The 17,244-nt window shown below is 59.9% G+C and carries 17 protein-coding genes and 3 tRNA genes; 6 read left to right on the top strand and 14 right to left on the bottom strand.

The genetic code is table 11. The features are described 5' to 3' along the window. Positions 1–104: 104 nt before the first annotated feature. Positions 105–1,262, top strand: a complete 1,158-nt coding sequence (locus tag HA46_RS17840) for a glycoside hydrolase family 1 protein (RefSeq protein WP_033789452.1) — start codon at positions 105–107, stop codon at positions 1,260–1,262. Here HA46_RS17840 and HA46_RS21180 read toward each other — a convergent pair. From HA46_RS21180 to HA46_RS17815, 6 genes are all read right to left on the bottom strand, one after another. Beyond that, positions 1,250–1,423 (bottom strand): hypothetical protein, encoded by a 174-nt coding sequence (locus HA46_RS21180; protein ID WP_167626713.1) that lies wholly within the window; start codon positions 1,421–1,423, stop codon positions 1,250–1,252. The two genes, HA46_RS17840 and HA46_RS21180, sit on opposite strands and share 13 nt — an antisense overlap. A gap of 314 nt (positions 1,424–1,737) precedes the next feature. Then, complete coding sequence (locus HA46_RS17835) at positions 1,738–3,948, bottom strand: TonB-dependent receptor (protein WP_084885891.1); 2,211 nt, start codon at positions 3,946–3,948, stop codon at positions 1,738–1,740. A gap of 194 nt (positions 3,949–4,142) precedes the next feature. Beyond that, the gene (locus HA46_RS17830) at positions 4,143–5,516 is read right to left on the bottom strand and encodes an efflux transporter outer membrane subunit (protein ID WP_033789448.1); all 1,374 of its coding nucleotides are present in this window, start codon (positions 5,514–5,516) and stop codon (positions 4,143–4,145) included. Then, positions 5,516–6,610 (bottom strand): HlyD family secretion protein, encoded by a 1,095-nt coding sequence (locus HA46_RS17825; protein ID WP_033789445.1) that lies wholly within the window; start codon positions 6,608–6,610, stop codon positions 5,516–5,518. The genes HA46_RS17830 and HA46_RS17825 overlap by 1 nt, the downstream gene beginning before the upstream one ends. Then, entirely contained in the window at positions 6,607–8,292 is a 1,686-nt protein-coding gene (locus HA46_RS17820) for an MFS transporter (protein WP_208857423.1), read from the bottom strand. Before HA46_RS17820 ends, HA46_RS17825 begins: the two co-directional genes overlap by 4 nt. A 2-nt stretch (positions 8,293–8,294) precedes the next feature. Further along, on the bottom strand, positions 8,295–8,726 hold the full coding sequence (locus HA46_RS17815; RefSeq protein ID WP_033789438.1) for a MarR family winged helix-turn-helix transcriptional regulator: 432 nt from the start codon (positions 8,724–8,726) through the stop codon (positions 8,295–8,297). Positions 8,727–8,886: 160 nt separating this feature from the next. On the opposite strand from HA46_RS17815, the gene HA46_RS17810 reads away from it, so the two are divergent. From HA46_RS17810 to HA46_RS17795, 4 genes are all read left to right on the top strand, one after another. Beyond that, a complete protein-coding gene (locus HA46_RS17810; protein ID WP_033789436.1) occupies positions 8,887–9,732 on the top strand; it encodes an AraC family transcriptional regulator in 846 nt (281 codons plus the stop codon). A 41-nt stretch (positions 9,733–9,773) separates the two neighbouring features. Further along, entirely contained in the window at positions 9,774–10,181 is a 408-nt protein-coding gene (locus tag HA46_RS17805; protein WP_084885883.1) for a DUF2000 domain-containing protein, read from the top strand. 370 nt (positions 10,182–10,551) lie between these two features. Then, positions 10,552–10,812 carry a biofilm/acid-resistance regulator YmgB/AriR gene (locus HA46_RS17800; RefSeq protein ID WP_033789431.1) on the top strand — a complete coding sequence of 87 codons (261 nt, stop codon included), beginning with the start codon at positions 10,552–10,554 and terminating at the stop codon, positions 10,810–10,812. Positions 10,813–10,957: 145 nt separating this feature from the next. Further along, positions 10,958–12,457, top strand: coding sequence for a SulP family inorganic anion transporter (locus HA46_RS17795; RefSeq protein ID WP_084885880.1), 1,500 nt, complete (start codon positions 10,958–10,960; stop codon positions 12,455–12,457). 41 nt (positions 12,458–12,498) lie between these two features. Here HA46_RS17795 and HA46_RS17790 read toward each other — a convergent pair whose 3' ends face one another. After that, positions 12,499–12,780, bottom strand: coding sequence for a DUF6404 family protein (locus tag HA46_RS17790; RefSeq protein WP_244277541.1), 282 nt, complete (start codon positions 12,778–12,780; stop codon positions 12,499–12,501). Between the two features lie 144 nt (positions 12,781–12,924). Between HA46_RS17790 and HA46_RS20950 the strand changes: the two genes are divergently transcribed. Further along, positions 12,925–13,104 carry a hypothetical protein gene (locus HA46_RS20950; protein WP_143807665.1) on the top strand — a complete coding sequence of 60 codons (180 nt, stop codon included), beginning with the start codon at positions 12,925–12,927 and terminating at the stop codon, positions 13,102–13,104. Positions 13,105–13,208: 104 nt separating this feature from the next. On the opposite strand, the gene HA46_RS17785 is transcribed toward HA46_RS20950, so the two are convergent. The 7 genes from HA46_RS17785 to uvrY form a co-directional block, all read right to left on the bottom strand. Further along, positions 13,209–13,409 (bottom strand): hypothetical protein, encoded by a 201-nt coding sequence (locus tag HA46_RS17785; protein WP_244277540.1) that lies wholly within the window; start codon positions 13,407–13,409, stop codon positions 13,209–13,211. A gap of 236 nt (positions 13,410–13,645) precedes the next feature. After that, positions 13,646–13,731 (bottom strand) — tRNA-Leu (locus HA46_RS17780). An 11-nt stretch (positions 13,732–13,742) separates the two neighbouring features. Continuing rightward, positions 13,743–13,816 (bottom strand) — tRNA-Cys (locus HA46_RS17775). A gap of 40 nt (positions 13,817–13,856) precedes the next feature. Further along, positions 13,857–13,932, bottom strand: a tRNA-Gly gene (locus HA46_RS17770). 152 nt (positions 13,933–14,084) lie between these two features. Further along, positions 14,085–14,633, bottom strand: a complete 549-nt coding sequence (gene pgsA / locus HA46_RS17765; RefSeq protein WP_033789425.1) for a CDP-diacylglycerol--glycerol-3-phosphate 3-phosphatidyltransferase — start codon at positions 14,631–14,633, stop codon at positions 14,085–14,087. 68 nt (positions 14,634–14,701) lie between these two features. Next, positions 14,702–16,534, bottom strand: a complete 1,833-nt coding sequence (gene uvrC, locus HA46_RS17760; protein ID WP_084885878.1) for an excinuclease ABC subunit UvrC — start codon at positions 16,532–16,534, stop codon at positions 14,702–14,704. After that, a complete protein-coding gene (gene uvrY / locus HA46_RS17755; protein ID WP_033789421.1) occupies positions 16,527–17,186 on the bottom strand; it encodes a UvrY/SirA/GacA family response regulator transcription factor in 660 nt (219 codons plus the stop codon). Before uvrY ends, uvrC begins: the two co-directional genes overlap by 8 nt. Positions 17,187–17,244: the final 58 nt, after the last annotated feature.

Raw genomic sequence — 17,244 nt, 5'->3', positions numbered from 1 at the left:
CGCCGGATATGGCTATACGCGCAGTCTGAGAGCAGCCAGACAGCGCCGTTTTTTCAGCTAGACTTAGCCAGACTATCACGACCGGCCAGTTACAGGAGCGGACCATGACGTCAGATTCATCCCTGCTTCAGCGCCATCATCCCCGGCTGTTTAAAAGTTTTTTTCAGGGCAGCTTTCCCTGCTCTACCGCCTGTCGCACCGCGGGCAAGCGGCTGGACATGGTGATCAGCAGCGGCCACGATATGCTGCTGGATAAAGATTACGCCGCGCTGGCGGCGCAGCGTCTGCATACGGCGCGCGACGGCGCGCGCTGGTATCTGATTGAAAAAGAGCCGGACCGCTACGACTGGAGCAGCTTCCTGCCGATGGTGCAGGCGGCCAGACGCCATGAGATGGAGATTATCTGGGAGCTGGCGCACTTCGGCTATCCCGATCATCTGAATATCTGGAAGGCGTCGTTTATCGAGCATTTCGCCCGTTTCGCCCGCGCCATGGCGCAGGTGATGCGCGATGAGGGCATCGAGCGTCCCTTTTTCACGCCCATCAACCAGATTTCATTCTGGTCATGGGCCGGAGCCGACGTCGCCTGGTTCAATCCCCACGTCGCCAACCGCGGCAGAGAGCTGAAGCGTCAGCTGGTGCGCGCGTCGCTGGCGGCGATCCACGCTATCCGCGAGGTCTATCCCGAAGCGCGCTTCGTACTCACCGATCCGCTGGTGCAGATCGCCAGCGATCCCCATAACCCCGACAGCAAACCCTACGCTGACGTCCAGCATCAGGCGCAGTTTGAGGCCTGGGACATGCTGGCGGGCCGCATCGACAGCGAACTCGGCGGCAGCGAAGATTGCCTCGATATTCTCGGGCTCAACTACTATCCCGACAATCACTGGTTCTTTCCCGGCGAGCCGATGTCGGCGACGCATCCGCTGCGCCAGCCGCTGCATCGCCTGCTGGCGCAGTGCTGGCAGCGCTATCAGCGTCCGCTGCTGCTGGCGGAAACCGGCGCGGAAGGCGAAGCGCGCGCCGCATGGCTGCAGCATATCAGCGAAGAGGTGATGCTGGCGCTCGATGAGGGAGTCGGTCTGGAGGGCGTTTCCCTCTATCCGGTGGTGGAATATCCCGCCTGGGCTGACGATCGCCGCTCGCCGGGCGCGCTGTTCGGGCTGGGCGATCCCAACGGCAACCGCACGCTGCATGAGGGACTGGCGCTGGTGTTGCGCAGTCAGCAGATCAAGTTTCAGACCAGATTTCAGGAGGGGTGAACGGGCGGTTTTTTCGGCGTGCAGCTCTGAACTTCAAGCGACGGATCGGCGGGATGGCGAACATCGGTGAGCCAGGTCATCGCAAAGAGAAAGACCACGCCGATCAAGCAGGCGGTCAGCAGACCAATAATGGCGATCAGTTTGTCATCTCGCGATTCCATACTTTCTCCTTCTGAACCTTCCTGCCGCTTACGATTCTCTCTTTAACTCATCCAGAGCGTCACCAACAGGACGAAGATTATAAGCGTAACAGAGGTCACCGCAAGCACCACGATGGCGAAGTGCGCATCGTCCATTGTCTGGCGAAGGGGCTCATCTTGCGGATCGTGCGGCGACAGTGGAAGCATAGATTCTCAACGGAAATCGGTGGATCGCCGCAGGCTTGCGGCGGCGACCAGTGTAATAGAAACCGGGCCGTCCGCCAGCCTTTTCTTGAGCAAAAAAAGCGGGACGCGAAGCGCGTCCCGCTAGCGGGTCAGAAGTCGTAGCTGACGCCGGCCTTCAGCGTGCGGCCGTCGCCGCGGAACAGATAGGTGCCGGTATCGTCGACAGAGGACCAGTACTTCTCATTCGTCACGTTATCGAGACCGACGCGCCACACCAGATCGTTTTCTTTCACCTTCATGCGGTAACGCATTCCCAGATCCAGCGTGGTATAGCTGTCGATCTTTTTGCTGTTGGCGGCATCCGCCCACTGCGATCCGGTGCGCTGCAGCTGGGCCGTCGCCGTCAGGCCGTCAATGGGTCTGATATCATACTCGCCGCCGAACACCAGGCTGTAGCGCGGCACCCCGATGGCATCCTTGCCGTTGTAGCTGCCGTTTTCGGTTTTGGTCATCTCTGGATCGATCCAGGTCGCGCTGCCGGTGAGACGCACGCCCAGCACCGGTTCGCCGAAGATATTCAGCTCCACGCCGCGGTTGCGCTGCTCGCCGTCCAGGCCATAGCTGCCGTCGCCGTTGAGAATGCCCGACGGCTTCTTGATCTCGAACAGCGCCAGCGATCCGCCCACGCGCTGGAAATCGACCTTCACGCCCACCTCATTCTGCTTCGCATGGGCGATGCCGGTCGTGGTGCCGTAGTTGGTGGCGTTGTTCGGCGCCACCTCGCCCGGCTGCAGCGACTCGGTGTGGTTGGCGTAGAGCGCCACCGACTCAAGCGGTTTATAAAGAATGCCGTAGGTCGGCATCCAGCGGCTGTCGGTGTAGCGGCTCGAGGTATCTTCGGCGCCGGTGGCGTTGCTGTAGTTGCGCACCACCACTTTCTGATGGCGCGCGCCTAAGGTCAGCTGCACGCTGTCGTTCAGCACGCCCAGCGTGTCGCTCAGCAGGTAGCCCTGGGTGCGGTTGCGCCCGGTGGTGAGCGGATCGCTGTAGTCGCCGCCGGTGAGGTTATTGGTCGGATTCGGCACCTTGCCGGTGTGATAGATATTGGTCGATTCGGTGTTCGCGCCGTAGGCCATGCGCCACGCGGTGTTGTTGCGCGAGGTGTAGGCGGAATAGCCGACGTTGACCTTATGGCTGATAAAGCCGGTATCGAAGCGGCCGCGCAGCCCGGCCATGCCGCTGAAGTTGTTGATGATGCGGTTGGTGTCAAGACGGCCGATTTGCGCGTTGCCGTCTGCATCGGTGAGCTTCGGCGACGCGTAGTCGCCCAGCTCGTGGGAGTGCTGCGCGCCCACTGCGCCGTAAAGCGTCCAGCTGTCGGTAACGTCATACTCGGCGCGCGCCATGCCGAACTCTGACTCGATATCGCTGTAGACCCAGTCCTGGCTGTAGTTGTGGCTGTTCGACGGCAGCGTTGGAATAAAGTCGATGCCGCTGATGTTGACGCCGTTGTCGGCATCGTGGAAGGTCTTTTTCTGATAGCCGACGTCCAGCGAGGTGCGCAGGCGTTCGCCGCGGTAGTCCAGCCCGAGGGATGCGGCGGTGGTGCGCTTCTGCTCGCCGTCGACGCCGGTTTCCCCTTCGCGATGCACCGCGTTCAGGCGCACGCCGAACTGGTTATCGTCGCCGAAACGGCGGCCGATATCGGTAGTCGCGCCGATCTGCTGCGCCGAGGTGTAGTCGACGCCGACGCGCGTCAGCGGCAGATCCTCGGCATGTTTCGGCTCAAGATTGATCATGCCGCCTACCCCGCTGCTGGCGGCGCCGTTGAGCAGGCCGTTGGCACCTTTGAAGATCTCGACGCGATCGATCAGCGACGCGTCCATCACCTGGCGCGGCACGACGCCCGGCAGCCCGCCGAAGGTCATATCGTCGCCATCCAGCGTAAAGCCGCGAATGCGGTAGGTTTCGGCAAAGTTGCCGTAGCCCTGCAGGCTCTGCACGCCCGCGTCATTTTTCACCACGTCGGCGATAGTTTTCGCCTGCCGATCCTGGATCATCTTCGAGGTGAAGCCAATAACGTTGAACGGCACATCCATGGCCTTTTGCTCGCCCAGCATGCCGAGACGGCCGCCGTGGGCCACCTGGCCATCAAGATAAGCGGGCACCAGCTGGTCGCCGCCGGGTTTGAAATCGCTCTGCGGCGCGGCGGTGACGGTCAGGACCTGCTCGTCACTGCCGGTGGTTGAAGCGGAATCTCGGGCTTGCGGGGTAGCAGCCATCACTGGCAAACAACCGGCGCTGACCAATAAGGCGAGCAGCGTCGGTTTAAATCCGGGAGAAGAAAGCGAACGGCGCATAGTCGATCCCTAATGCTAAAGTTACTGATAATCATTATTATTGCGGTTTGCGATTATGCGCAGCCTTGTTTTTATTGCAAGCGAAATCTTGACAGACAAAAAACAGAAAACGTCTAAGGGATTATTGCTGAAAGGATTTTATGGAAAGCAGCGTGCTGAAAACGCGGCGGCCCGCGCCGCCGCGCGTAAAGGGCCTACTGCGCCTGCCAGCCGCCGCCCAGCGCGCGGTACAGGGCGATTTGCGCCAGTAGCAGGTTGTTTTTCACCGAGACCAGATTGAGCTGGGTCGTGAACAGCGTGCGCTGCGCGTCCAGCTCGTCAAGATAGGAGGCGTAACCGTTTTGATAGCGATTGCGGGCGATGCGCAGCGCCTCAGAGACGTACTCTTCCTGCTTCTGCAGCTCCGCCAGCTGCGCCTGCCCTTGCAGAATGGCGTCCATCGCGTCGTTCACTTCAGAGAAGGCGTTGCGCACCACTTTCTCATAGCCGTAAAGCGCCTGGTTGCGCGCCGCCATCGACACGTCCACCTGCGCCGTCAGCGCTTCGCGGTTCAGCAGCGGCGCCAGCACGCTGCCGCCGATGCTCCAGAGGCGGAACGGATTGTCGATCAGCTGATGCAGCTCGCTGCTTTGCAGGGTGCCGCTCGCGGTCAGGTTGAGGGACGGCAGCAGCTTCGCCTGCGACGAGGCGAGCGTGGCGTCCGCCGCCAGCAGCAGGCGCTGCGCCTCGACGATATCGGGCCGCCGGTTAAGCAGCTGAGACGGCAGCAGCTGCGGCATCCGCTGCGGCATAATCTGGTTGAACTGCGGGCGACGCGCGATCTCGCGCGGGTTCATCCCGACCAGAATGCTCAGAGCGTTCTCCTGCTGGGCAATCTGATGCCTGAGCTGCGGCACCTGCGCCTTCGCCGTCTGGAACTCGGACGCCGCCTGCATCCACTCCAGCCGCGAACTGTAGCCGGTTTCGAACTGGCGCTGCGCCAGCTGCAGCGAATTGCCGCGCGTCTCAAGCGTCGCCTCGGTGACGCGCAGCTGCTCATCCAGCGCCACCAGGCTCAGATAGCCCGACGCTACCGAGCTGGCGACGGTCAGCTCCGCCGCCGACGCCGCCGCGCGCTGCGCCTCCAGCGACGCTTCGCTGGCCGCGATGCTGCTGCTGCGCGCGCCCCACAGGTCGACATCGTAGCTCGCCTGCAGCAGCCCCTGATAGACGGCGCTCTCGTAGGGCTGGCCGGTAGCGGCAGAGAGCGCGCGCTGATGCGTCGCGCCGACGCCCGCGCTCAGCGTCGGGAAGTTGTCGCCCTGCGCCGCGCGCAGTTCGGCGCGATACTGTTCGACGCGCGAACGCGCCGTGAGGATATCGAGGTTATTGCGCAGCGCCTGCGTCACCAGCCGGTTAAGGTTGTCGTCGCCGAAGGCGCGCCACCACTCCGCTTCCGGCGCGGCGGCGGGTCCGACCTGATTACGCCACTGCGGCGGAATCGGCAGCGATGCGGGCGCTTTCTCTACCTCGGTGGCGCAGCCGGCCAGCGTGAGCGCCGCCAGGCCGGCGCATAACAGCCGCCTCATTACTTCACCGCCTTATCGCGCGGTTGCGCGGCGGTATCGATGCTGACCTCCACCGACATGCCGGGGCGCAGCTCGCGCATATCTTCCGCATCAATGGCGATACGCACCGGAATGCGCTGGGCGATTTTGACGAAGTTGCCGGTGGCGTTATCTGGCGAAATCGCGCTGAACTCGGATCCCGCCGCCGGCGAGATAAATTCCACATGGCCGTTATAGCGCTTGCCGTTGAGCGCATCGACCCGGAAGGTCGCCGGCAGGCCCGGCCGAATATCCGCCAGCTGCGTCTCTTTCATATTGGCGATAATCCACTTATGGTCCGGCACCACCGAGGTCAGTCGCGTGCCCGCCGTAACATAGGCCCCTTTGCGCACCGAAAGCTGGCCGAGCTGCCCGGCGTCCGGCGCAACGATGCGGGTATTCGCAAGATCGATCTGCGCCAGCTCCAGCGCCGCCTGGGCGCTGGCGACGTCGCCTTCCAGCGACGCGCGATTGACGATCACGGTTTGCAGATTCTGCTGCGCTACCGCTACCTGCGCCTCCGCCTGACGCACCGCCGCCTGCGCCTGCGCGTTGGCGGCGCGCGCCGCATCGCGTTCACGTACCGAGAGCGAGCCGTCGGCAGCCAGATTTTCAACGCGCTTCAGATCGAAGCCCCCTTTTATCGCCTGCGCTCTGGCGTTCTCCAGCGCAGCCTTATTACTGGCGATGGTGGCCTCCGCGCTGCGGCGCTGCTGCAGGTTGTTGCTGAGCGCCGCCTGCTTCATCGCCAGCTGCGCCTCCGCCTGATGCACGCGTTGACGATAGATGCGATCGTCGATGGTCATCAGCAGCTGCCCTTTTTGCACCGGCTGAAGATCCACTACCTCCACCGAGGTAAGGTAGCCATTAACCTGCGGGCTGATAAAGGTCACCTGGCCGCGCACATAGGCGTTCTCAGTGCTCTGTATGGCGCTGGTAAAGGGCCAGAGCTGCCAGGCGTATAAAATGATCAGTACGCCAAGAATGGCGATGCCGCTTCCCGCCGCAATGGAAAGAATGCGCCGCCGGTTAGCGCGCTCGCGCTCTGCCGCCTGAAGTTCATCCTGCTGACTCATCGTGACTCCATAGATTCTTGTGACGCTGCCGCCAGACGCTGCTCCATCAGATTAAAGCGCGCCTGCCGCCAGTTGAGGTATCGCTGACGGGAGAGACGCCACAGCGCCCACATCAGGGTGATGAGCGCCAGCGCCGCCGTCAGTAAATAGGTGTCGTTATAGGCCAGCACGTTCGCCTGCAGCGTTGCCACCGCCTGTAGCTGGCTGGTGCTTTGCGCGCTCAGCAGCACAGGATCGCCCAGCTGGCTGTTGAACAGCGCGCCGTACTGGCCAAGGCGCTCCGTAACGTTGGGATCGAGCAGCGAGAGCTGATCCCCGAGCAGGCTGGAGTGGTACTTCTCCCGCCAGACCTGAAAGGTGCCGAGAATCGCGGAGCCGATCAGGCCGCCCAGGTTCTGGCTCATGCCGAACAGCACCACGAAGCTCACCAGATTTTTCGGCTGCGTCACCACGCTGCCGATGCCGATCAGCATCGCGGGCGCCATAAAAAAGGTGCTGCTGAAGCCGAGCAGGAACTGGCTGAGATACATATTGTTGGCGCGCGTGACCGGGCTGGCCTGCGCATCCATCAGCGAGGCGACGATCATCACCGCCAGCGAGGTGACGATCGGCCAGTTAAGGTGCGCGGGCCGGATGGTCAGCGCGCTGGTGGCGATGCCAAGCGTCATGCCGCCGATAATCGCCAGCGACAGGCCGCGCATCTGATCGTTGAGCAGCCCCAGCTGCTGCAAAAAGCCCACGGCGCCGGTGTTCTGCTCCGCCAGGACGATGCGTATCATAATCATCACGATGCCGAGACGCACCATGTTGCCGCTGCTGAGCCAGCGCGTATTGATCAGCGGATTTTTTCGATTGTGTTCAATGACGATCGCCGCGACGATCAGCACCAGCGCTATCGCCAGGCAGATGCCGAGCCAGGGCGTGGAAAACCACCATTCAATGCGCCCCAGCGACAGCACGCCGCAGAGCAGCGCCATCCCCGGCGCCAGCAGCATAAAAGTGACGAAATCGAGCTTTTCAAAAGCCTTGATGCGATCGCCCGGCGGCAGCTTCACCACCAGCACGCAGCCCAGCGCGATCATCGCCAGGCCCAGCTCGAACAGATAGAGCCCGCGCCACTCCTCCAGCTGCAGCAGCTCGGACGAAAAAAGCCGCGCCATCGGAATGGCGAACTGTGAGACGGTCAGGCCGATCACCAGCGCCTTCAGCCGGTGCTTTGCCGGCCACGCCTGTACCTGATAGTAGATCCCCAGCGAACTGAGCGCCGCGCCCGCCATGCCGTGGGCGGTGCGCACAATGATCGCTGAGCTGAGATCGTTGGCAAAGAGATGGAAAAAAGCCACCAGCACATAGAGCACCAGAAAGGCCTCGGTAAATACGCGCAGGCCAAACTGCTGGCGGAACTTCACCAGCAGCAGGTTGATGGAGATGTTGCCCATCACGTAGACGGCGGGCAGCCAGGCGATTTCGTTAGAGTAGGCGGCGAACGTGCCCTGCAGGTTGGTCAAATTGGCGGTCACCAGCGCGTTACTGAGCGCGCCGGTAAGCGAGATAAGCAGGCCTATCAGGCCAAAGGCAATCCGTTTCGGCGGCGAATGAATCGGGGTCGAGGGCGATCCCGGCAGCATGGGTTTTTCATGCGGCAACCATTCGCGCTGCGCATAGGGATTGCGCCGTGCCACCGTTACATATTTCCCATACGCGTCAGCAACTGTTGCAGCACCTGCTCCGTCGTCGCCAGCGCCTGCGGATCGATATCACCGAGCAGATCGGCGCGCAGCGCGTCCGCCTCGCTTTTCACCAGGGCGAAAGCCTGATTGCCCTTTTCCGTCAGCACCAGATGGCGTTTGCGGCGATCTTCCGGCGGCTGCACGCGCGTCAGCAGCTCCTGTTTCACCAGACGGTCGATAAGCGGCACCATACTGGCGTCTTCCAGACCCAGCATCTGCGCCAGTTCCGTCTGGGTCAGCGGCCGCGTTTCACTGGCGATAAGGCCGATCGCCATCCAGCTGCTCATGCTCAGGCCGCTGTGTTTAAGGTGACGATCGACAGCCAGCCGCCACGCGTGCGCGGTCTGGTAGAGTAGATGGGTAAAGGTTTTATAGTGCAGAGTCAAAGCGTAGCGACCTGATTATTAGAGTTCTAACTAAATGAGTGCGTTATTATACGCCGAGCAAATTGCTAATGAAAATAGCACAGGACGTTAAATAATGACGCGTGTGTCGTCGGGTTTTAAAGTCATATTACTACCCAGACGGGGTAAAACTGGAGCTACTATGCCCGATCGCAACAGTAACTGGATAGATCTGCGCCGCGACCCCTTGCACGGCATCGAGGCTATCCGCGCGCATTTCACCGGCCACGCCTACGACCCCCACTGGCACGACAGCTATCTGATCGGCGTGACAGAGCAAGGCGTGCAGCAGTTTCACTCGCGCCGTAAACAGCACCGCAGCCGCCCCGGCACGGTATTTATGCTGGAGCCAGAAGAGCTGCACGACGGCGACGCGGTGGATGAACAGGGCTTTACCTATCGCATGCTCTATCTCTCCCCGCAGCAGATCGCGCAGCAGCTGACGCCGCTCTGCACCGCCGGCCACGGCGATGAACTCCGCTTCGCCGCCACGCTGCGCGACGATCGGGCGCTCGCCTGGTCCGTCTGGCACTGTTTCGACGCGCTGTGGCACGACCATCCGGCGCTGATCAAAGAGGCCACGCTCGACCGCCTCTTCCTGCAGCTGAGCCAGCATCCGCTATGGCGCAGCGAACCGCGCGCGGCGGATAACGATCGCCGGCTGGCGCAGCAGGCGCGCGACTGGCTTATCGCTCATCATGCGCTTAATCCGGGTTTGCAGGCGATGGCCGAGGCGCTGCAGTTGGATCGATTTCGCCTTTCGCGCCTGTTTCAGGCGCAGTGGGGCTTACCGCCGCACGCCTGGCTGGTGCAGTGGCGCTTATCCCAGGCCCGCCGCCAGCTGGCGGCAGGCGTCCCTGCCGCCGACGTCGCTGCGGCGCTGGGCTTCGCCGATCAAAGCCACCTGGGCCGCTGGTTTAAGCGCGCCTGTCATCTGACCCCGGCGCGCTATCAGCAGGCCTGCACAAATCTTCCAGACGCCGGCTGAAGAGCGGGTCACAATGCGCTTTTTCTGTCTGGAGAAGTGCTATGCAAGACCCTCGTTGCGTCATGATTTTGCAAAACGATCTCGCCCCTGGTAAAGCCGCCAACGCCGCGGCGGTCATCGCGCTGACTCTCGGCCAGCGCCATCCCGCGCTGGTCGGCGAGGCGTTACAGGATGCCGACGCCTGCAGCTATCCCGGCCTTATCCCGGTCGGCATTCCGGTGCTGGCAGCCACCCACGCCGAGATGGACGCGCTGCGCGCCCGCTGTGCCGAGCTGGCGTGCGATCTGGTGCTCTTTCCTGAGCAGGGTCAGACTACCACCGACTATGCGGCCTTTAGCGCGGCGATGCGCGAAATCCCGGCCAGCGAGTGGCGCCTGCTGGGGCTGGCGCTGGTCGGCGAGAAACAACAGGTGCGAAAACTGACGTCGAAGTTAAAGCTTTTCAGCTAAACAGCGACCAGAAACGCCGCATATTGCCCCCTATAGCTGTACAAGTGTCTCATTGTACAAACAACCTGTACAGCTTTACTTCACATGGTACACATTTATGTGATTGATAATTAACAAATAGCACAAATTGCTCAATATTACCCTTGTGTCTGTACACCTTCATTGTATAACTTTACGTCCCATGAATCGGATAACGATTCCGTAACGAATGATGCGTTTGCGTCGCCTCTGAAGGTGTCAGTGGATTTCCACCTTCAGAGGTCCTTTTTTTGATGAGCTGGCACCCTTTACATCTGTCCATGTAAGGGGATTTTCATCGTTATTGATCTGGTATTCGATCTGGATGCCAGGGCTATTTCAGGACTGACACATGCAAGACGCTGTTTCGCAAACCGATAAAGAAATGGGTGATCGCTTCAACGCAGCGGCCAACAGTGGCGCTAGCGAGATGGAAATGCTGGGTTTAGCCATCGCGGAAATTCTTCAGGCTGGCAACCCTGTGACCAATAAAGCGATTATTGCTAAGCTGATCCACCGGCTGGAGCTGGAGTCGGATCCGGCGACGCTCGACATCTATCGTCAGCTGCTGGAGCTGGTGGTGCATAAAACCCCCGACGATTTAACGGTGTAATCCTGACTCCAGGGATGGAGTTATCCTGCCCGTTCCGCCATTGCTGGCAAATTTTCCTTTCAGACAGTACCCTCTCCAGCTTAATTTCTGCTGCGCGCCTCGCTTCTGTTGCGAGAGCGAATAATCAAAAAGAGCCTGCACATTTATGAACCAACCTGATAACGTTATCCACTCCCTGGACAACGACCTGAGCATGGGCCGCGTGCTGCGTTCCCCCGCCCTGCTCACCCGCGAATGTCTGGCCGGCGTGATCACCGCGCTGGCGCTGATCCCAGAGGTGATCTCCTTTTCCGTGATCGCCGGCGTCGACCCCAGGGTCAGCCTGGTGGCGTCCGTGGTGCTCTGCCTGACGCTCTCTATACTGGGCGGCCGTCCGGCGATGGTAACCGCCGCCGCCGGATCGGTGGCGCTGGTGATCGGCCCGATGGTGCATACGCACGGCGTGGCCTATATTCTGCCCGCCGTGGTGCTGGGCGGCGTGATTCAGATCCTGTTCGGCCTGGCCGGTCTGGCGCGCATGATGCGCTATATTCCGCGCTCGGTGATGCTCGGCTTCGTCAATGCGCTCGGCGTACTGATTTTCTTCGCGCAGGTGCCGCACGTCTGGGGGCAGAACTCGCTGGTGTGGCTGCTGTTTGCCGTGACGCTAACGATCGTGCTGCTGCTGCCGCGCCTGCTGAAAAGCGTGCCCTCGCCGCTGGTCGCTATCCTGGTAGTCACCGCCGTCGCGTTACTGATGGGCTGGCGCGTGCCCAACGTGGGCGACGAAGGCCCAATGAGCGCCGGCTTGCCCGGTTTCAATGCGCTCCAGGTGCCGTTAAGCCTGCAGACGCTGCAAATCGTCTGGCCGACCGCGCTCAGCATCGCCTTTGTCGGCCTGATGGAGTCGCTGCTCACCGCCAAACTGGTGGACGATCTGACCGATACGCTCTCCAGCAAGCGTCGCGAGTCCTGGGGATTAGGCGTCGCTAACATTTTCGCCGCCTTCTACGGCGGCATCGCCGGCTGCGCGATGATCGGCCAGACCATCGTCAACGTCGAGCTGGGCAAGGCGCGCACGCGCGTTTCGACCCTGGTGGCCGGGCTGGTGCTGCTGCTGCTGGTAACCGGCCTGAGCGCCGTCATGGCGCAAATTCCGATGGTGGTGCTGGCAGGCATTATGATGGTGGTCGCGGTGAAGACGGTAAACTGGCATAGCCTGCAGCCCGCCACGCTCAAGCGCATGCCCTGGTCAGAGACGCTGGTGATGGCGCTGACGATTGGCGTCACGGTATGGAGTGGCAACCTGGCGTTGGGTGTGCTGGCGGGCGTGATCGCCGCCATGATGCTGTTTGCGCGCCGTATCGCCCACGTGATCCACGCCGAGCGCGAAGTCAGCTCCGACGGTCAGTCGGTACGCTATCGCGTGCGCGGCCCGCTCTTTTTCGCCAGCAGCAACGATCTGTTTGAGCACTTTGACTACGGCCATGACCCGAAACAGGTGACGATCGATCTGAGCGATGCGCAAATCTGGGACGCCTCGTCGGTGGCCGCGCTCGACGGCATTGAATACCGCTATCAGCGCCACGGCGCGCAGGTGACGATTGTCGGTCTGGATAGCCGCAGCAGCGATTTTCATCGCCGCCTGACCGGCAAATTTGAGTGATGTACGGCTGATGACGCGATGCGGCGGAAGCCGCATCGCCATTAAAGGGGTTTGGCCTGCCGACGCGCCTTGAAGCGCGCGATGAGCGTGGTCATCGCCTGATAGATAACGCCCGCATAAAGGCTTTGTAAGATCGCCATCCCTGTCTCCATTCCCTCCTTTTGCCAGAAGCAGAACCACATAAACAGGCCCCACAGCAGAGCAAACAGTAGACAGCCTTTAATAAACTTCACGACGCCCTGCATCTCGTTTCCTTTTTTGTTACCGCAGCCCATGCCGCGTTGCTGAGGCGAAAAAGTATCGCATCGCGCGGCGGTTTGCACCCCCGGCGCTATCAGATGAGAGGCGGGTCAAATTTTACCGCCATACGCTCATTTATTCGTTTAAAGCTGGTGCGCTGGCGCCGGCCTGCTACGCTTTAATTTCATTGCATTTTTATGCTTTCTTTTTCAATACCGGAGAATGAGGTGGCAACGATGAACAACGTGAAGAAAGGGATCTGCATTACGCTGGCGGTACTGGCGCTGGCGGGCTGTATGCACCGCAGCGACGCGATTAAATCGGATGGTCGTCCTCATGCGCCAAGCGGTCAGTCGTCGCCGGGCGGCACGCTGGGCTCAGGTCCGGTTGGACAGCCGCAGTCGTAATGAAAAAACCCGGCTCGCGCCGGGTTTTATTTTACCGTTACCGCGCTCCCCGCGGACTGTTGCCCGACATAAGAATGTCAGGACAACACGAACATAGCGCACCATCAGTGCAGAGAGTGATCGAGCAGCTCCATCGCCGTTCGATAAACCAGTTCAGGACTGGCATCGGGCAACATCACTTTGATCTTTTCTTTTAGCGCGCGGTTGGTTACCGGTTGACGCTCGGCCAGCAGCTCAAGCACGGCCTGTCCAAACATTAAACGACATACATGAATAGCATCTTTAGCGTACCTAGTTTCCATCATAACCTCCCCTTTTGATGAGGAGGTAAAGTAACGCTATTTACATCAACGCTTATATTGATTAAATGTGCTGGGCATAACGCTTGCAGCGTTCTGCTCATATGGTGACCAGCCCAGAAGCTGTAACTGCTGACGGTGCGTCAGGCAGAAAACGCAGGCACAAAAAAACCGCCCTGAAGGCGGTCACGACATTGCTTACTACTGCTTTGTTTTAATTTGGTTTTTTAAATCGATAGCGATGGTGCCCGGGGCGGGACTTGAACCCGCACGACCATAAGCCGAGGGATTTTAAATCCCTTGTGTCTACCGATTTCACCACCCGGGCAAGGTGTAAAGTGGAGGCGCGTCCCGGAGTCGAACCGAGGTGGACGGATTTGCAATCCGCTGCATGGCCACTCTGCCAACGCGCCTTTATCCGCTGTGCCGTCAGGCTATCCTGACCTGCAAATCTGGAGCGGGAAACGAGACTCGAACTCGCGACCCCGACCTTGGCAAGGTCGTGCTCTACCAACTGAGCTATTCCCGCATTTTTCAGCAATCTAATGGAACTTGCTGATTTTGCTTATCTTCTGGCAGCCTTGCCGCCGTTCGATGCGTTGCATTCTACTGACCTGACGCACTGAGTCAACAGAATTATCTTCACGGTGCGTGCGTTTGCTGCTTTTTAAGTCGCTTCGATCAGCTATCGAGCAGATCGCCGCGCGCAGCGCTTAAATACTGAAACATTGACCAGAATGTCAGCACGGCGGCGATATAAAGCGCCACCACGCCTACGCCGATAACGGTGGTGTCGGGACGCCACAGGAGCGCCACCAGCGAAAGCATCTGCGCCGTTGTTTTGACCTTGCCGATCCAGGAGACGGCGACGCTGCTGCGCTTGCCGATCTCCGCCATCCACTCGCGCAGCGCAGAAATAATAATTTCGCGCGCGATCATGGTCGCGGCCGGCAGAGTAATCCACCACGAGTGAAAATATTCCGCCACCAGGACCAGCGCAATCGCCACCATTACCTTATCGGCCACAGGATCAAGGAAAGCACCAAAGCGCGTGGTTTGCTTCCAGCGACGGGCGAGAAATCCGTCGAACCAGTCGGTTACCGCAGCGACCACGAAGATCAGCGCGGTGGCGAACGGCGCCCAGTAGAACGGCAGATAGAAAGCCAGCACGAAGAAAGGAATCAGGACGACTCGAAACAGGGTGAGACACGTCGGAATGTTAAATTGCATATGCCGGTAACTGTCTGGAATGGGTAGAATTTCCCCTATGTTCCTACATTGCCTCACCTGTTTCAATGCTAGTGTTTTAGCGAATGGTATATTTTTTCCGCCAGCGCGAACGAAATGCCGGGCACATTGGCGATCTCTTCAACCGTAGCGTTCATCAAGGGTTGCAGGCCGCCCATATACTTAAGCAGCTGCTGGCGACGTTTTGGACCAATGCCTTCGATGCTCTCCAGGGCGCTGGTGTTCTTTACTTTTGCCCGTTTTTTTCGATGGCCCGAAATTGCATGATTGTGAGCGTCGTCACGAATATGCTGGATAACATGCAGCGCTGCGGAGTCCGGCGGCAGCGAAACGCCCTCGCCTTCCGCTTCAAAAAAGAGCGTTTCGAGGCCCGCTTTACGATCGCTGCCTTTCGCCACGCCCAGTAAAATCGGTCGCGATTTATCCCACTCGACGTCCAGCTCGGCAAATACCTGCTTCGCCTGCGACAGCTGTCCCTTGCCGCCGTCGATCAGAATGACGTCGGGAATTTTGTCCTCTTCCAGCGCCTTGCCGTAGCGGCGGCGCAGCACCTGATTCATCGCCGCATAATCATCACCAGGCGTGATGCCTTCAATATTGTAACGGCGGTAGTCGCTGCGCAGCGGTCCGTTGGCGTCGAACACCACGCAGGATGCGATGGTCTGCTCGCCCATGGTATGGCTGATATCGAAGCACTCCATGCGGTTGATTTTGTCCAGCTCGAGAAACTGCGCCAGCGCCGCCAGCCGCTGCTGGATAGTGGAGTGCTGCGATAGCCGCGTGGTGAGCGCCGTCGCCGCGTTGGTGCGCGCCAGCTTAAGATAACGCGCGCGGTCGCCGCGCGGTTTGCTCTGAATGGTCACGCGTCGCCCCGCCAGCTCGCTCAGCGACGCGGCTAGCAGTTCGCGCTCCGGCAGATCGAAGTCCAGCAAGATATCGCCCGGCAGAGTGCGCGCTTCGCTGCCCTGCAGGTAAAACTGACCGACAAAGGTCTGCACCACCTCCGCCAGCTCGGTATCGGCCGGGACTTTCGGGAAGTAGCTGCGGCTGCCCAGCACTTTGCCCTGACGAATAAAGAGCACGTGCAGGCAGGCCATGCCGGCGTCGTAGGCGACGCCCACCACGTCCAGATCGTCGCCCTGATTGGAGACGAACTGCTTTTCCGTAATGCGGCGCACCGCCTGAATCTGATCGCGCAGACGCGCCGCCTCTTCGAAGCGCAGCCCGATGCTCGCCTCTTCCATGCGCTTCACCAGCATGTTCAGCACCTGGTCATCTTTACCGGCGAGAAACAGCCGCACGTACTCAGTCTGCTGCGCATACTCTTCTTCGCTCACCAGACCGGCGACGCACGGACCAAGGCAGCGTCCAATCTGATACTGCAGGCAGGGTCGGGAACGATTGCGATAGACGCTGTTTTCACACTGGCGAATCGGAAAGACTTTTTGCATCAGCGCCAGCGTTTCACGTACCGCATAGCCGTTCGGGAAGGGGCCGAAATATTCGCCTTTCGCATGTTTAGCGCCGCGATGGTAGGCCAGGCGCGGATGAGTATCGCTGCTGAGAAAGATAAACGGATAGGATTTATCATCGCGCATCAGCACGTTATAGCGCGGCTGATAGAGCTTGATGTAATTATGCTCGAGCAGCAGCGCTTCCGTTTCAGTGTGCGTAACGGTGACGTCTATATGATGGATGTTGCTGACCAGCACCTCGGTCTTTCGACTGCCGACATGGCTGCGAAAGTAGCTGCTGAGGCGCTTCTTGAGATCTTTGGCTTTTCCTACATAGATCACGGTGTCCGAGGCGTCGTACATGCGGTACACGCCCGGCTGGCTGGTCACCGTGCTGAGAAAGGCTTTGGCGTTGAAAACTTCACTCACTACTGATTAACGGCTCCGCATTGAACAGGCCATGTCGAATGGCCAGATGCGTTAACTCTACGTCGCCGCTGATGTTCAGCTTGCTGAACATGCGATAACGGTAGCTGTTAACGGTTTTAGGACTGAGATTGAGCTGCTCGGAAATTTCCGTCACCTTTTGCCCTTTGGTGATCATCAGCATAATCTGCAATTCCCTTTCCGACAAACAGCTGAAGGGCGATTCCGCTTTTTGCGGTTCGATCTGGCTTAGCGCCATCTGCTGCGCAATATCGGAAGCGATATAGCGCTGGCCGGCGTGCACGGAACGGATTGCGCTAACCACCTCCTGCGGCGCGGCGCCTTTGCTGAGATAACCCGCCGCACCCGCCTGCATCACTTTAGCGGGCAGCGGGTTTTCGGTATGGATGGTCAGCATGATAATTTTGATATGGGGATTGAAGCGCACGATTTTTCGCGTCGCCTCGAGCCCGCCGATGCCGGGCATATTCATATCCATCAGGATCACGTCAACCTGATGAGATCGGCACCATTTCACCGCGTCCTCGCCGCAACAGGCCTCTCCCGCGACCACGAGACCTTTCATATCTTCCAGTATGCGGCGAATACCGGCGCGCACCAGTTCATGGTCATCAACAAGAAGAACACTGATCAACGGGGAGCACTCCGCAAGCTAAAATGGGGAATAATTCTGATAATGAATCCGCGCATGA

Origin of the sequence: Pantoea septica (assembly GCF_002095575.1) — a bacterium.
Taxonomy (GTDB): Bacteria; Pseudomonadota; Gammaproteobacteria; order Enterobacterales; family Enterobacteriaceae; genus Pantoea; species Pantoea septica.
This window is presented reverse-complemented; position numbering and strand designations above follow the sequence as displayed.

Excerpts from the sequence above, each read along its gene's own strand:
- HA46_RS17840 (WP_033789452.1), top strand. The coding sequence starts at position 105 with ATGACGTCAGATTCATCCCTGCTTCAGCGCCATCATCCCCGGCTGTTT.
- HA46_RS21180 (WP_167626713.1), bottom strand. The coding sequence starts at position 1,423 with ATGGAATCGCGAGATGACAAACTGATCGCCATTATTGGTCTGCTGACC.
- HA46_RS17835 (WP_084885891.1), bottom strand. The coding sequence starts at position 3,948 with ATGCGCCGTTCGCTTTCTTCTCCCGGATTTAAACCGACGCTGCTCGCC.
- HA46_RS17830 (WP_033789448.1), bottom strand. The coding sequence starts at position 5,516 with ATGAGGCGGCTGTTATGCGCCGGCCTGGCGGCGCTCACGCTGGCCGGC.
- HA46_RS17825 (WP_033789445.1), bottom strand. The coding sequence starts at position 6,610 with ATGAGTCAGCAGGATGAACTTCAGGCGGCAGAGCGCGAGCGCGCTAAC.
- HA46_RS17810 (WP_033789436.1), top strand. The coding sequence starts at position 8,887 with ATGCCCGATCGCAACAGTAACTGGATAGATCTGCGCCGCGACCCCTTG.
- HA46_RS17805 (WP_084885883.1), top strand. The coding sequence starts at position 9,774 with ATGCAAGACCCTCGTTGCGTCATGATTTTGCAAAACGATCTCGCCCCT.
- HA46_RS17800 (WP_033789431.1), top strand. The coding sequence starts at position 10,552 with ATGCAAGACGCTGTTTCGCAAACCGATAAAGAAATGGGTGATCGCTTC.
- HA46_RS17795 (WP_084885880.1), top strand. The coding sequence starts at position 10,958 with ATGAACCAACCTGATAACGTTATCCACTCCCTGGACAACGACCTGAGC.
- HA46_RS17785 (WP_244277540.1), bottom strand. The coding sequence starts at position 13,409 with ATGATGGAAACTAGGTACGCTAAAGATGCTATTCATGTATGTCGTTTA.
- pgsA (WP_033789425.1), bottom strand. The coding sequence starts at position 14,633 with ATGCAATTTAACATTCCGACGTGTCTCACCCTGTTTCGAGTCGTCCTG.